This window comes from Shewanella sp. 10N.286.54.B9, from assembly GCF_041468565.1.
In the GTDB taxonomy this organism is placed as follows: domain Bacteria; phylum Pseudomonadota; class Gammaproteobacteria; order Enterobacterales; family Shewanellaceae; genus Shewanella.
Genome location: NZ_JBFRIY010000019.1, coordinates 36,590 through 52,389 on the forward strand (window position 1 = coordinate 36,590; position 15,800 = coordinate 52,389).

Annotated in this window: 8 protein-coding genes, 1 pseudogene and 1 riboswitch; of the genes and pseudogenes, 6 read left to right on the forward strand and 3 right to left on the reverse strand. The window is 44.0% G+C overall.

The genetic code is table 11. The features are described 5' to 3' along the window. Positions 1–6: 6 nt before the first annotated feature. Both AB4135_RS07340 and AB4135_RS07345 read right to left on the reverse strand, forming a co-directional pair. A pseudogene (locus AB4135_RS07340) lies at positions 7–267 on the reverse strand (GIY-YIG nuclease family protein); the annotation flags it as partial. A gap of 11 nt (positions 268–278) precedes the next feature. After that, positions 279–2,438, reverse strand: coding sequence for a S9 family peptidase (locus AB4135_RS07345; RefSeq protein WP_371991629.1), 2,160 nt, complete (start codon positions 2,436–2,438; stop codon positions 279–281). Positions 2,439–2,575: 137 nt separating this feature from the next. Then, positions 2,576–2,816: riboswitch (FMN riboswitch) on the forward strand. Between the two features lie 184 nt (positions 2,817–3,000). Here AB4135_RS07345 and ribB point away from each other — a divergent pair. After that, positions 3,001–3,639, forward strand: coding sequence for a 3,4-dihydroxy-2-butanone-4-phosphate synthase (gene ribB / locus AB4135_RS07350; RefSeq protein ID WP_371991631.1), 639 nt, complete (start codon positions 3,001–3,003; stop codon positions 3,637–3,639). Positions 3,640–4,028: 389 nt separating this feature from the next. Next, positions 4,029–7,250, forward strand: coding sequence for an EAL domain-containing protein (locus tag AB4135_RS07355; RefSeq protein ID WP_371991633.1), 3,222 nt, complete (start codon positions 4,029–4,031; stop codon positions 7,248–7,250). 58 nt (positions 7,251–7,308) lie between these two features. Here the strand turns inward: AB4135_RS07355 and ftnA are convergent, their stop codons facing one another. Beyond that, positions 7,309–7,836 carry a non-heme ferritin gene (ftnA, locus tag AB4135_RS07360; protein WP_371991635.1) on the reverse strand — a complete coding sequence of 176 codons (528 nt, stop codon included), beginning with the start codon at positions 7,834–7,836 and terminating at the stop codon, positions 7,309–7,311. Positions 7,837–8,215: 379 nt separating this feature from the next. Here ftnA and glp point away from each other — a divergent pair, with 379 nt between their 5' ends. From glp to AB4135_RS07380, 4 genes are all read left to right on the forward strand, one after another. After that, the gene (glp, locus tag AB4135_RS07365) at positions 8,216–9,460 is read left to right on the forward strand and encodes a gephyrin-like molybdotransferase Glp (protein ID WP_371991637.1); all 1,245 of its coding nucleotides are present in this window, start codon (positions 8,216–8,218) and stop codon (positions 9,458–9,460) included. Between the two features lie 14 nt (positions 9,461–9,474). Continuing rightward, complete coding sequence (gene moeB, locus AB4135_RS07370) at positions 9,475–10,245, forward strand: molybdopterin-synthase adenylyltransferase MoeB (protein WP_371991639.1); 771 nt, start codon at positions 9,475–9,477, stop codon at positions 10,243–10,245. Between the two features lie 376 nt (positions 10,246–10,621). Further along, positions 10,622–15,526: a Calx-beta domain-containing protein gene (locus AB4135_RS07375; protein ID WP_371991641.1), complete on the forward strand. Its 4,905-nt coding sequence runs from the start codon at positions 10,622–10,624 to the stop codon at positions 15,524–15,526. Between the two features lie 64 nt (positions 15,527–15,590). Then, positions 15,591–15,800 (forward strand): hypothetical protein (locus tag AB4135_RS07380; protein WP_371991643.1); only part of this gene is annotated, 210 nt, incomplete at its 3' end.

Genomic DNA, 15,800 nt, shown 5'->3' on the forward strand with positions numbered 1-15,800 from the left:
AACAGGCTAAATTGGCTGGCAGCTTTCTATCAGTGCCAGCTTCTTCGCTCTAGGCCATTTCTTCAAGGCTATCTCACGCTTTAGCGCATCACTGCGACTGCCTACGGTTTCAGTGTAGGCTATGGTTAAAGGACCTTTGCCACGCAAAAATTTGGCAGACTTCGCGCTGCCACTTTGATGCTCGCTAAAACGACGCTGCACGTCTGTGGTCACGCCTGTATATAGGTGGCCGTTGGCACAGCGCACCATATACAGATACCAGATGGACTCAGTTGCCACTAGTTAGCATTTGCCTTATCTAAACCGAGCAAACCAATGAAGAAGGCATACTCTTGTGCTTTGTCTTCATATTGGCGATAGCGGCCACTCTTGCCACCGTGACCCGCTTCCATATCGGTATCAAACAGTAGCAAGTTGTCGTCGGTTTTAATGTCACGTAGCTTGGCAACCCATTTAGCAGGTTCGAAATATTGCACTTGTGAGTCATGTAAGCCCGTGGTGACCAACAGATGTGGATAGTCCTGTACTTTGGCTTGATCATATGGCGAGTAACTCAGCATATAGTCAAAGTAAACCTTGTCATTTGGGTTACCCCACTCGTCATACTCGTTTGTGGTCAGCGGAATAGATTCATCCAGCATAGTGGTAACGATATCAACAAACGGTACGTGTGCCGCCACGGCAAAGTAATTTTGTGGCGCTTGGTTGATAACCCCACCCATTAGCAGGCCTCCGGCACTGCCACCCGCTGCAACCACTTTATTTTTGTCACCGTAACCTTGCGCGGTTAATGCCTCGGTGACATCAACGAAATCGTTAAAGCTATTTTGCTTGTTGAGCATACGCCCATCGTCATACCAACCACGGCCAAGCATCTCTGAGCCGCGTACATGGGCAATCGAGTAGACAAAACCGCGATCCAATAAACTCAAAATAGAGGAGCTAAAATCAGGCTCAACCGTATAGCCGTAGGAACCATAACCATATTGGTATAACGGGTTAGTACCATCTTTGTTAAACATCTCTTTACGGTATACCAAGGTGACTGGGACTTCTTTACCATCGCGGGCGGTAATGAATACCCGCTCTGCTTGGTAAAGCGTGGCATCAAAACCTCCTAGCACTTTTTCTTGCTTGAGTAGCTGACGTTGATTGGGCTTAGCCAAGTCATACTCATAAACCGATTCAGGCGTGGTTGGGCTTGAGTAATACAGCCTAAGCTTATCGCTCTGCTGGCTGGCATTAACATCAAAACCAACCACATAAGCAGGATCGTTAAACTCAAGTTCAACGCCGCTGCTCATATCAAAGTCTTGGCCTTTTAAAGGGTAAACATGGATACGACTAATACCGCGTTCACGAGTTTGTACCACCATGTGTTGCGTTAGCAGTAAAACATCTTCAATTCTTGACTCGGGGTCATTAGCAATCACATCCTGCCAAGCCTGCTTATCGGCCGCTTTATCGACTGCGACTTTCATCAACCTAAAGTTACTGGCTTGCCAGTTGGTCAGGATGTAGTAGCTATCACCCAACTTAGAGACTGAATACTCATGCCCCTCTTCGCGTGGCAGTACTGCTTTAAATTCACCCAAGGCAGCATCGGCATCCAACATTAGCACTTCACTGGTAATGGTACTTTCAGCATATAAGGCAATTGAAGTTTCATCTAGCGACTTACCTAAGCCAATGTAAAAGGTGTCATCCTGCTCTTCATATACCAGTACATCTTTGCTTTGGTCAGTACCGAGTTGATGGCGAAACACTTGATAACCCAGTAAGGTTTGTGGATCTTTGGCAATGTAAAATAGATGTTGGTTGTCATTGGACCACACCACTCGCCCATCAGTACCTTCAAGCTTATCTGCGATTAATTCGCCGCTGACAAGATCTTTAAAATAAAGGCTGTAAATACGGCGACTGAGTAAGTCTTCTCCAAACACTAACTTAGTTTCATCGGGGCTAACAGATACACCGCCTAAGCCATAAAAGTCATGTCCAGCGGCTCGTTCATTCACATCCAGCAAAACCAATTCATCGTTACTATCAATCGCTGTTTTTCGAGCAACTATCGGGTATTCAAAACCCTCTTTGTAATAACGGTAGTACAAATGGTTATGCCAAAAATAAGGCACGCTCGACTCATCCTTATCAAGCCTTGCCACTAACTCTTCAAATAACTGCTTTTTAAGGCCGTCATAAGGCTTGAACTGCGCCTTGGTGTAGTCATTTTCAGCATTAAGGTGAGCGATGATTTTGGGATCTTTACGCTCGTCATCGCGCATCCAATAATAATCATCGACGCGAGTCTCACCATGTAAAGTCATGGTATGAGGAATTTTATCAGCAACTGGGGCGATGGTTTCGGTATTAGAGGTCATATTTGTGCATCCGAGTAGCATTACACTGCTTAGCGTAACAGCTGAAATGAGTTTCATGTGGCATATCCTTATGAGCCAAAGTACAGCGGCGAGGCGATTCTTTGCCTTGGCCACATTTCTGTATGCTGCAGCTTGTCATTTTAATTAATTTGACGCAACATAGCGGCGTTTATCTGTTACCAAACAGAAATAAACATAATTCTCAGGGCGGGGTGTAACTCCCCACCGGCGGTAAGTTATGTAAGTTGTGGTTATACAGCTTCCTAAAAGCCCGCGAGCGCCTACTGATTGTGACAAGACGTCCACTAGTAGGGTCAAGCAGATCTGGTAAACAGACCTTTCTAAAGGTTGAACCTACTCCAGAGCCGACGGTAATGAATACTGCAGCGCACTCACAGTGCTGCATATACTGAGTCCGGATGAAAGAGAATATAAGATTGAACAATGTTGCTTACGCGACAGGGTGACTATGCTTTGCTTAATGCGAGCCATACAACCCTACCCGCTAACGATTGCCTTCACCTCTTATTAAGCACAAGCATCTATCACAGATGCAGGTGTCATTTTCTGTACGCCCTGATTCTGGCAACCCAATGTAGTTTATTTAAGGATGTTTACCATGAATCAGTCTTTACTTGCGCCTTATGGCAACGCTATCGAACGCGTCAACGCAGCACTTACCGCTCTTCGACAAGGGAAAGGGGTATTAGTCGTTGATGATGAAGATAGAGAAAACGAAGGCGATCTTATCTATAGCGCCGAAACCCTTACCAATGAGCAGATGGCACTACTTATTCGTGAGTGCAGCGGCATTGTTTGCTTATGCTTGACCGACGAGCGCATCGCGCAACTTGAGCTGCCGCCAATGGTTGTTGATAACAATAGCCAATATGGCACTGCTTTTACCGTCAGCATCGAAGCCAAAGAGGGAGTCACCACAGGTGTCTCTGCTGCAGACCGTGTTACCACAGTGAAAGCCGCTATCGCTGATGGTGCAAAACCTGATGACTTAGCCCGTCCAGGTCATGTTTACCCACTACGCGCTCGCCCAGGTGGAGTATTAGAGCGTCGTGGTCATACCGAAGGCACCGTTGACTTGATGAAACTTGCAGGCCTTAAACCCTTTGGCGTGCTGTGCGAAGTCACACTAGCTGACGGCACCATGGCACGCTTGCCAGAGATCATCGATTTTGGCCAGCAACATAATATGCCAGTACTCACCATTGAAGATATTGTGGCTTATCGCAACTCACAATAATTCAAAAGGATTAGTCACAGCAAACATAAAGCTTTGTTATGCTCATAAAAGGTCATGCCCACAGCATGGCCTTTTTTGTAAAACTAAGCTAAACATCAATAAAGCCATAGCCTTAGTTTAGCGCGGAAATAATTTAGCAAATACGCATTTATTACCTTTTTCGGTAATTGACAGTGGCAAAATAATTACGAACAAGAAGAGAGAATTAGTCACGATTTTGACACTATTAGTTAAATTCGTGACCTAGATTAGACTTTAATGAATTAACTGAGACTCCATATTCTGAATATGGTTATTATTTGGCGCAATTTTTTAATCTCCTATCTCCACGCTTAAGATTAAAACAACAAATTTAACAATCAACTGTTACGCGAAAAGGTTGTCGCCGAATGTTAAGTCTATTAAGCCACTTGAGCTTAAAACAGAAACTATTTCTTATCGCCTCTCTACCAATGCTTATATTGGTGGTGTTTGCCGGGCTACATTCCATTTCGCTCTACCAGCGATACCAAGACGCTTCAGCCAATTCATTTACCACTCAAGTAACTCTAGATATAGAAAACATTCTTTTTGAATTGCAAAAAGAGCGTGGCCTGTCGGCAGGCTATCTCAGCAGTAATGGCAAGCAATTTAACACTGAACTGCAACAGCAGTGGCTCACGACAGAGTTAGCAATTAAAAACTTACTGCAGAACAAAGCTTTGCAAAAGGTTTCAGACACCACTCAAGACGATCGTGAGCTTTTTCACCTGTTGCAAACCCGCTTTAGTCGCACCAGTGATGAACATCAGCAACTACTCAAGATGCGTCAGCAAGTGCTCAAACTTAACGGTAGTGAGTACTTTAACTATTATTCTCAATTAAATCAGAAGCTGATTAGCTTTATCTCCCAGCTACGCTTTAAAAGTGACGACTCCTATCTGGTGATGATACAGGCTGATTTAGTCAATATCTTAAAAGCTCAAGAACTTGCAGGGCAAGAGCGTGGCTTGGTCAATCAATTGCTGTCTGCCCCCACCTTAAACGCAGACTCATACGAGGCTATCGACAACATTACTCAGCGACTGAAAAATACGGTTGAGAATGCAAGCCTAGCGATGACAGATGAAAATCGCAGCAAACTAAATAAAATAACTGTAAGCCAGGAACAGCAGCAAGTCAGTGTATTATTACAACAGTTAAAACAACAGGTTGAACTCATAGAACAAGCCCAAAGGCTCAGTGAGCTAATGGGTTATAAGGGCTTAACTTATGACTATAATCGCTATTTAATGACAGCTAAGCCTCAATATCAGCTCAATTTCGAACAACATCATTATGAGCTCAATATTGCCCTCGAAAATATTGCTCGCCGAGATAACTTAACCAGCCAGCAATCGGCTCTGGTAGCGACAATAAAACGCTCTACCGATACTTACTACCAGCATCTATTGCAAACAAGTAACAATTTACAGCAGCCAGCTTCAATGAGTTCGCTAGCCATACAATACGCCGATATGCACCAGGCGCTGCAGCAACTGCAACACCAAACACCGTTAATTAGCGGTAAACAATGGTGGGCAACTGCCAGCAATCGAATTAACTTATTGCACCAAATGAATATCCAGTTGACCCACAAAATAGCCCGTCAAAGTGATGTTCAAAAACAGCTGATTGTGTCGTCGCTTTATATAAGCATTCTTAGTGGTATCTTGCTTTTCTATATGGTGTTTATCTTAGGCAAATACATCGCCAATAGCCTTATTAGTTCCATTACCACCATAGTTAATGATGTTGAAGAGATGGCAAAAGATCCTAATCTACAGCTGAACATAGAGATTAAGGGAAACGATGAATTAACTCAGATATCTACCGCGCTAAACCAGATGTTAAGCGAGCGCATGCTAGCTAAAACCTCTTTACAGCAAGCATCTGCGGTATTTGAGCATTCATCCGAAGGCATTATGGTCACCAATGCCGACAACCGTATTGAGTTAGTTAACCCCGCTTTTACCAAAATTACCGGTTATACACTTGAAGAGGTGAAAGGAAAAAAACCGAGCGTACTCAGCGCTAACCACCATCAACCAGAGTTCTACAGCCAGCTTTGGCATTCGATAACGACGACCAACCATTGGGAAGGTGAAATCTGGAACAAACGTAAAGATGGTAATGTTTACCCAGAATATCTATCAATAACCGCGGTTGAGAATGCTCAAGGCCAAATTAGTCAGTACATAGGCCTATTTTTGGATGTAAGTAACCACAAACAGTATGAGCAAGATCTCTGGTACAAAAGTAATTATGACTCGCTAACCAAGCTTCCCAATAGACATCTGTTTTCATCGAGACTGCAGCACACAATTGATGATGCAAACCAAACAAATTCTCAGGTGGCAGTGTTCTTTATCGATTTAGATCGATTCAAGTTTATCAATGAATTACATGGCCATGCTGCTGGCAATGAGATTTTAAAGCAGTCAGCCACACGGCTTGAAACCGTACTTGGGCCGGAAGATTCAATTGCTCGTTTTGGTGGTGATGAGTTTGTCATTATCTCACCGCAACATAATGCCATTGAAACAGCAGAACAGCTGGCACACAAACTGGTAGATGTATTAGTGCAGCCGTTAAAATTTGATGCTATTGAAAGTAATATTTCCGCCAGCGTCGGCATCGCTTTCTACCCTGAAGATGGGCAAGATATTGAGATGCTACTGCGAAACTCAGAAACGGCCATGTATCAAGCAAAACGTGATGGTCGCGCTCACTTTCAATATTTCTCGCCTGAGATGAATGTTGAAATGCTAGAACGGATGCAGCTTGAGCAGAGGCTGAGAAAAGCGGTTAAAAAGTCTGAATTTTATTTAGAGTATCAACCCGTGGTTGATATGACTCACGGCACAGTATCGAGTGTAGAAGCGCTTATTCGTTGGCGTGATCCTGAGTTTGGCATTATCTCTCCGGCGCTATTTATTCCCATCGCTGAAGAAACAGGGCTTATTGAACCGCTGGGCGAATGGGTGTTGAATCAAGCACTGGCAGACTTATCTAGCTGGCATGCCCAAGGGCATATGCTCAAAATTGCCATTAATGTGTCTGGTCGGCAATGCATAAACTCCAACGGCTTAAGTTTTTATCAAGTCCTTGAAGAAGCATTATTGCGCCATAACATAGCAGCACATTATGTGCATATTGAGATCACAGAAAGCTTGTTGATAGAAGATAAACCTTACAGCTTAGAGATCCTACAATCTATTAGAGACTTAGGCGTTGATATCTATCTAGATGATTTCGGTACTGGCTATTCAGCATTAAGCTATCTCAATCAGTTCCCAATTTCAGTTATCAAGATTGATAAAAGCTTTATCGATAATGCCACGGTTAATCAGTCCGATGCTAAGCTCGTCAAAGCCATTGTAATGATGGGACAAAGTTTAGAGATGCCGCTTGTTGCCGAAGGCATTGAAACTGAAGAGCAATGGGACTTCTTACAATCATTAGGCTGTGATTACGCCCAGGGTTACCTAATGTCTAAACCACTGCCCAGTGACAATCTGCTCACTTTTCTTGAAAATGAAACCGCAATCAACCGCATGGTAAACCGTAAAGCACTGCAGTCAATTAATTAATTTATACCCATAAAAAAGAGCAGCTAAGCTGCTCTTTTTTTTAAAACTAAATTGTCGTTTACTCAGCAGCGCTAGTCATCACACTGGCTGACTCTTCAACCGCCATTTGCGCTAAGTCTTTGTCAACGAAGAATAGCGCTTTACCATCTTCACCGACCAAACGGATCTTATCGACGATTGATTTGAATAGCTTCTCTTCTTCGTGCTGCTCAGAAACATACCACTGCAAGAAGTTAAACGTAGAGTAATCTTGGTTAGTGAATGCTGCATGAGCAAGTTCGTTAATCTTCTTCGTAATTAGCTGCTCATGCTCATAGGTGTACTCGAACAAAGCTAACAGCGATGGGAAGTCTGCTTGTGGCGCTTCAATAGTACCAAGCAGCGGCATACCACCAGTCTCACTTACATAAGTGAACAAACGGTGCATATGACCCATCTCTTCATCAGCATGGGCACGCATAAATTTAGCTGCGCCTTCAAAGCCTTTGTCTTCACACCATGCACTCATCTGCAGGTACAGGTTAGAGGAGAAAAACTCCATGTTGATCTGGTCATTTAACTGGTCAATCATCTTCTGGGCCAACATCTTAATTCCTCTGGGTATCTGTTTATGGTCGCTATTGTTATCAAGCTAGCTTAAAAATGCAATAAAATTTACTTAAGTGACTGTTTAATAAATAATAATGGTTTTCATTTACATAAAAAAGCAAACGCTAATATTAAGTGGCGAACTCAAAAAACTTTAACATAATCAGCCCTTAGGCCACACTTAGATAAAATAAATAATTGCTTAAACAACAGCTAAAGGCAGCCCATAGAATTACCAATATCGACAAAAATAATGATAAAGCGTCACCAGCTGTAAAAACTGCCGAGCAGATCATAGTCATCTGCAATCACCGTGGCATAATGCCCTATATTCGTTTTTAATTAACGTCACCTAATTTAGCCTCAAGGATAGATAGATGCAGACTCAAGCAGACCCGTGTAAACAACCTAGCCTAATGCATCCCTCGCTAGCGATTGTAAAATTACTAGAACAAGTGCAGCCAATCACTGATTCAGAAGTTGTTACGCTCACTCAAGCCCTAGGACGCGTGTTAGCTGAAGACCTTGCCTCTCATGTCGACCTGCCTCCTTTCGACAACTCGGCAATGGACGGTTACGCCTTTAACTTTGACGATCTCGCTGACAACAAGCCACTCACTCTAATTGGTGAGTCTTTCGCAGGGCACCCCTTTAACGGACAGTGCATTAAAGACGGTTGTATCCGCATCATGACTGGCGCACCGGTGCCTGCGGGTTACGACACCGTACAGATGCAAGAGAAGGTTACAGCTGATGGCAACAACATTATTATTGAGGCACCAAAGGCCAAAGGCGCGAATGTGCGCTATCGCGCCGAAGAACTAACCACCGGCACTAAGGTGCTCGCCGCTGGAACCCTCATTGGTGCCGCCGAGATGGGAGTACTTGCAACCATAGGAGCCAGCCAGTTAAGAGTATACCGCCCGCTTAAAGTGGCCTTTTTCTCAACCGGTGATGAACTGCGCCCTGTTGGCAGTGAGCTTGGCGCTGGACAAATTTACGATTCAAACCGCTACAGCATTCAAGGGCTACTAAGCCGCGCTAACGTCGAGTGGATTGATCTTGGCGTTATTGAAGATGATAAAGAAGCCATTCGCCAAGCTTTTAAAACTGCAGCTGTTCAAGCTGATATGGTGCTGACTTCGGGTGGTGTGTCGGTAGGTGATGCGGATTACACGAAACAAATTTTAGATGAAGAGGGTGAAATCACTTTCTGGAAGTTGGCGATTAAACCAGGTAAACCCTTTGCCTTTGGTCACTTAGGTGACGCTGTATTCTGTGGCTTACCCGGTAACCCCGTATCTTCAATGGTAACATTCTATAAGCTTGTTTGGCCGCTAATCCAAAAGATGCAAGGCTTGCCACAAGCAAAACCGGTAACGCTATCAGCCACTTTGACTAAAGATATTCGTAAGTTTCCTGGGCGCGTCGAATACCAACGTGCCGTTTTGAGCTATAACGAGCAAGGTGAAGCACAAGTAGCCGTCACTGGTGGCCAAGGTTCAGGCATGCTGACCTCAATGACACTCGCTAACTGCTTTATTATCTTAGAGCAAGATTGCGATGGCATCAGTGCTGGCGAGAAAGTTAGCGTCGAACCTTTTAATAGCGTACTGGCTTAAGAGAACATAGAGCAATGTCGAGTGAACTGACTGACACAGATGAGATTTTAACTGACGCGGAAATATTGCGTTATAGCCGCCAAATATCCATTAAAGCGATGGATTTTGAGGGGCAAGAGAAGCTCAAACAAGCCAAAGTACTGATTATTGGTGCCGGCGGTTTAGGTTGTGCGGCTAGCCAATATTTAGCCGTCGCAGGCGCAGGGGCAATCACCTTAGTCGACTTTGATACGGTTGAAGTGTCTAACTTGCAGCGACAAGTATTGCATCAAGATGCCAATGTCGGCCAAGCCAAGGTCGACTCTGCTAAAGAGACACTAACCAGCTTAAATCCACACATTCAGATTGATACCATCAATGCGGTGTTAGACGACCATGAGATTGAAGCGCTAGTAAAGCAGCATTCTATTGTGATGGATTGCACCGATAACGTAATGGTGCGCGAGCAACTCAACCAAAGCTGCTTTAAGCACACAGTACCACTCATTTCAGCAGCTGCCATCCGCATGGAAGGTATGGTCACGGTATTTGATTATCAAGCTGAAACGCCTTGCTACCACTGTTTTAGCCAACTGTTTGGTGAACAACAGCTTAGCTGCGTAGAGTCAGGCATTCTAGCGCCTGTAGTCGGTATGATAGGTTGCTTACAAGCTGTTGAGGCTGTCAAAGTGATCGCTAACATGGGCCGCACCTTAGCTGGGAGAATTTTGATGATCGATGCCATGACCATGGAGTTTCGAGAGATGAAACTGCCCAAGCAAGCTGATTGTAAAATCTGTAGTTAAATCCCCAATCTACAAAGAGATATTTAGCACGTGCTAAATATCTCGACAAAATAAGTACTTTGGATTCTGAGTAATTAACCAAATCATCGATAACAGTTAGATTTAAGCATTATCCAATGATTTGTAATTCACTTCCTTTCGACCTCTTACACCTCCTACATCTAATAGCACAAAGGATTCAGCAGCAAGATCAGAGTATTTCAACACAGAAACTCAAATTAAAAGTGTTAACTTTTGATTACACCAACAAAAACAAAATATTAACCTATCGGTTACATACTGTAACATTCGTGCTAACCTCGCGAACGCAAATAACTAATTTGCATTTTATATTCCAATACTAATAAAAGCATAAACACTACATAGGATGTAATGTATGAAGACACTACTAATCGCTTCGTCGTTAGTATCTTTAGGGACTTTGAGTTTTACAGCACAGGCAGTAAATCAAGCTCTTTATGAAAAAGGTACGGAAATCTCTGTTACGACTTCCAAAAAAGTTGCTGTTTCTCACAATGTGCGAGATATAGCTTCACCTATCCGAGCCGTGACTAAACAACGAAAAATAAAACTACAGCAAGCAGGAGAAGCCGTTCCTGGCGTAGACTTTAACAAGCAAGTTAAAAATATCTTCCCATTTGCAAGTTCATTAAGAACCCAAGAAAAAGTGGTCGACCCTTCGATTCAGTCGATTTTAAAACCCGACTTATATTCTTTAGCAACTCCAACGGCGGGCGTTTCATTTGACGGTATTGCAAACGTATTAGGCGTTGCACCACCAGACACCAACGGTGATGTAGGGCCAAATCATTATGTTCAAGCCGTCAATGTAACGATGGCAATCTTTGATAAAGAGGGTAATACGCTAGTTGCGCCTTTTGCGACCAACGAGCTTTGGGAAGGCTTTGGTGGCAAATGTGAAACCAATAATGATGGTGACCCCATCATTCTTTACGACAGCATGGCAGACCGCTGGTTAATCAGCCAGTTTGCACTCGACGGTACCGATAACCACGAGTGTATTGCTATCTCAACTACCGCCGATCCTACCGGTTCTTATTACCTGTATGATTTCGTTTATGGCGAGTTAATGAACGATTACCCTCATTTCGGCGTATGGCATGATGGTTATTACATGGGCGTTAACCAGTTTGACCCTACGAATAACTTCTCATATGCAGGTGGCGGAGTCGTCGCTTATGAAAGAGATAAAATGCTAATCGGTGCAGAAGCTAAGCAAGTCATCTTTAGCATGCAAGGTAACAACCCTGAAGTCTTCACCCCCATGCCATTAGATATTGACGGTCCTACCGCGCCCAATAGCGACCTTAAACAAACCTTTGTATGGGCTGATGGCTCAGGTGAAAGCAAATTACACTTTGGTGAATTTGATGTCGACTGGGAAACCCCTGAAAACTCTAGCTTTTCCATTAAAGACTCAATTGATGTAGCTGCTTGGAATGCGCCACAAAATGCAACACAGCCGAACGGTATCGGTCTTGACGGCATGCCAATTCGCTCAATGTTCAGAGCCGCATATCGTAATCTAGGTACACGCAGTTCAGTTATTTTCACTCATAACGTTGCAGCAGCTGATAATTCAACGCCCGCCCTACGCTGGTATGAGATTGACTTAAATGAAACCTCTGGCGATGTCAGTGTGCGTCAACAAGGTACTTTTGCACCCGATGATAAAGCGCGCTGGATGGGCAGTGGTGCCATGGATGCTCAAGGTAATATCGCCTTTGGTTACTCAGTATCAAGTGCTGAAAAACACCCATCAATCTTTGCTGCGACTCGTCGTGTTGACGATCCGCTTAACGAGCTAACCAGTGAAATAGAGCTGAAAGCTGGCTCTGGCTCACAGGGAAACATAACTCGAAACCGTTGGGGTGATTACTCAAGTATGAGTGTTGACCCTGCAGATGAATGTACCTTCTGGTTCACCACTGAGTATTACAAAGCCGAAGATACCGATACCACGGCTTGGTCTACCAATATCTCTAGCTTTAAATTACCAGAGTGTAGTGCTGGACCTACAGGTATTATTATGGGTCGTATCATTGATGCCGATTCAGGTAGTGCAGTTGCTAAGGCAGAGGTTTCTGCAGGAGGCCGCTCTGCAATAACAGATGCTGATGGTAATTACAGCATGGTAGTTCCTATCGGCGACTATACATTATATGTCTATAAGTATGGTTGGGAAGAGCTTACGACTGCAGAATTAAGCATCGAAGAAGATGAATCTGAGCAATTAGATATTACTCTATCAGCAGCCGAAATGGTGACAGTAACTGGCTTAGTAAAAGATGGCTCAGGTCATGACTGGCCGCTGTATGCCAAGGTAAATGTAGAAGTACCTGGTGATGTAATTTCTACTTATACCAACCCAGAAACGGGTACGTACAGTGTAGATTTGGTTGCTGGAACTGCGGTTAAGTTCGCTGTTCAAAGTGAAACTGAAGGTTACTTAAACTCATCAGAAGATATCACGCCGACTAACTCTACGCGTTCAGCTGCGAGCTCATCGAAGGACTTTGCTCTCAATGTCAATCCTAACTGTAGCGCTGACGGGTACGAGTTAAGCGCACCAGGTTTCTTTGAAGGTTTTGAAGCTGAAGCTTTCCCCCCAGCAAACTGGACAATGACAGATGAAGCTGACAGTGGGTTTACTTGGGTGCGTGCTACTAGTGAGCGTAACATTACAGGTATTACAGGAGAGTCTCTTGGGTTTGCTTTAGCTGATTCAGATAAGGCAGGATTCGTGCAGTTAGATACATCATTAGTATCACCAAGCTTTAACACTGCTGACTTTGCTAATTTTGATCTTAGTTTTACTGCTTATCATAGAGGCACTTCAAGAGATAAAGTCGAGCTAGAAATCAAAGTCGATGCTGCTGACTGGACTAATGTTGGCATATTAAATAAAACTGGAGTTGGCTCAACACCTGCTGAGCAGTATAACTTTGACTTGAGCAGTTTTGTCAGTGGTTCGACTCAGTTTCAACTTCGCTGGAGATACTACGATGCAAACTATGCTTGGTATACCGCAGTAGATAGCATCACTCTTGGTTCGCCTTCTTGTGAGTTAGTGGCAGGAGATAAAGTTACAGCTTATGTGCAAGATGCTAACTTAAATTCAGCGCTCAATAATGCCCAACTTATGATCGCTGGCGAAGCTATTGCTGTATCTAAAATGACTGAAGCTGATGATCAGCTTAGCGATGGCCTCATCACAGCCTTTATCCGCGATGACGCTACTGATGTGCAATTAACTGCTGCAGGCTTTGAAAGCAAAAATGTCACCTCTGCTGATTTCAGCTTAAGCTCACCAATTGCGCTCAATGCAGGTTTACTTGAATCGGCTCCTGATAATGCGACAGAAATGAGCATTACTGTCGGCCGTGATGAAGAGAAAACCTTAGTCCTTGAAAATGCAGGAACAGCTGGCGCTAACTATCAAATATTGATGATCCCGGGTAGCAATGAACCAAAGCATGTTGGTGTATTTGATGCCTCTGGACGCCATTTCGGTCCGAAAAACTTGCATGATATGGATGCAACTGAATCACGCTATTTCGCCGACATTCAAGCATCTCAACTACCAGGCGGTGAAATCTCCGGCCAATTCGACTTAGACCTTGGCTTAGGTTGGGGTCTAGTGATGGATCGAAACTCAGGTAATGTATGGGTAAGTGATACCGATCCCAAAGAGCTGGTTGAGTTCACGATAGATGGCACCAAAACAGGCCGAACATTCCCGGCTGACTTTGGTGGAGCATGGGGCGCAGATTTAGCCTTTAACGGTAGAACTAATACCTACTGGCAAGTAAATGTTTCAGGTGATAACTGTATCCATGAAATAAGTGCTCAAGCAGGCGTGACTGGTCAGAAGATATGCCCGGAGTTTGCTCAAGCTCAACGTGGACTGGCTTATGATCCTAAGTCTGATACTTTCTATTCAGGTAGCTGGACGGATTCAATCATTCACCAGTTTAAAACTGACGGCGAGCTTATCCGCTCTATTGATGTAAACATCAATATTGCAGGTTTAGCGTTGAACTCAGCAACAGGGCAACTATATGTCACTCACAATGCTGACGCTGAAAAAGGCGTGTTCGATATCTATGTATTAGATACCCATAGTGAATTCCTTGATATCGTCGGTGGCTTTAACGTTGATAACCAAGACGGCACAACACTTGAAGGTCAAGCAGGTCTCGAAATTGATTGTGACGGCAACCTATGGGCGGTAGATCAAACTCAGCAAAAGGTACTTGGTGTGGCAACCCAAGTTGGTGGTGTATGTGACTGGAAAGTAGTACCAGGTCTATCACTAACCGGAGAGTCAGCAGGCATGATTGCTGCCGGTGAAAATGGCTCGATTGCATTGACACTGAAAGCTTCAGAGCTAGCTGTCGGTGAATATAATGCAACGCTTGTAGTCATGAACGATACCCCGTACGGCGCTGTCGATATGCCACTGGTAGTTACCGTCAATGATGCTACACCAGGCGAATTGGCCTTTAAAGAAACCTCTGCGACAGTGAAAAATGGCGAAGCGGTTGAATTAATGGTTGCTCGTACTAATGGTGATGACTTTGCCGCTGCAGTAAATTATGAACTGATCTCAAGTTCGGCTGTTTCAGGTGAGCACTTTACCACCGAAAACGGTACCTTAGCTTGGGACGATAAAGATATTGCAGATAAGGTAATTTCAATAGCAACTACCAACTTAGATCTTGACCAAGATGTAACATTCACTGTGCGCCTATCGAACAGTACTGGTGCCATGTTAAATGAAGCATCTAAAGATTCAGTTGTGACTATTACAGCCGACCACATGGGTGTCGTTGCTGTAAAAGAAACAAGTGTTTCGGTCAATGAAGAGGATGGTTCCGCTGCAATTACCCTTAGCAGAACCGGTGGTGCAGATCGTGAAATTACGGTTAACTATACAGTCAACCATATTTCAACTGATGCCGCTGACCTAGCAGATACCACAGGCTCTGTGACTTGGGCTGATGGTGACGCTGAAGACAAGACGATCTCTATTACAATCAACGATGATGCTAGTGTTGAAGCTAACGAAGCATTTAACCTTGTCATTTCAGCAACAGACAGCACCGTTGAGCTTGGCGCTACTGTAACTGCTGTGCAAGTGTTGAATACTGATACGCCCGAAGTCAAAGCCAAAAAGAGCAGCGGTGGTGCTCTCGGTTTCTTAGGGCTTACAGTACTTGGTTTAATCGGCCTCGGTCGACGCAAGTATATGAGCTAAGATTTTAGTAAAACAATTAAACAGGAAAGGCAGCCCCTTTCCTGTTTTTCATGGAGTACTACTGATGAAAAAGCTCGCTTTATTATTTATGTTAACTACAGGTAGTGTTATGGCTTGCGACTCAGCTTCCAACTCATCCAAAGCAAAGGTATCTAAACCCGCCTCAGAAACTCAGGCGGCAGAAAAAACTGACAGTGATGATATTCATCTTGTGCCGAACCAATTCCCATTAGAAGACGGAGTTCTACCTAAACAAGAAAACAAAGAAAACAAA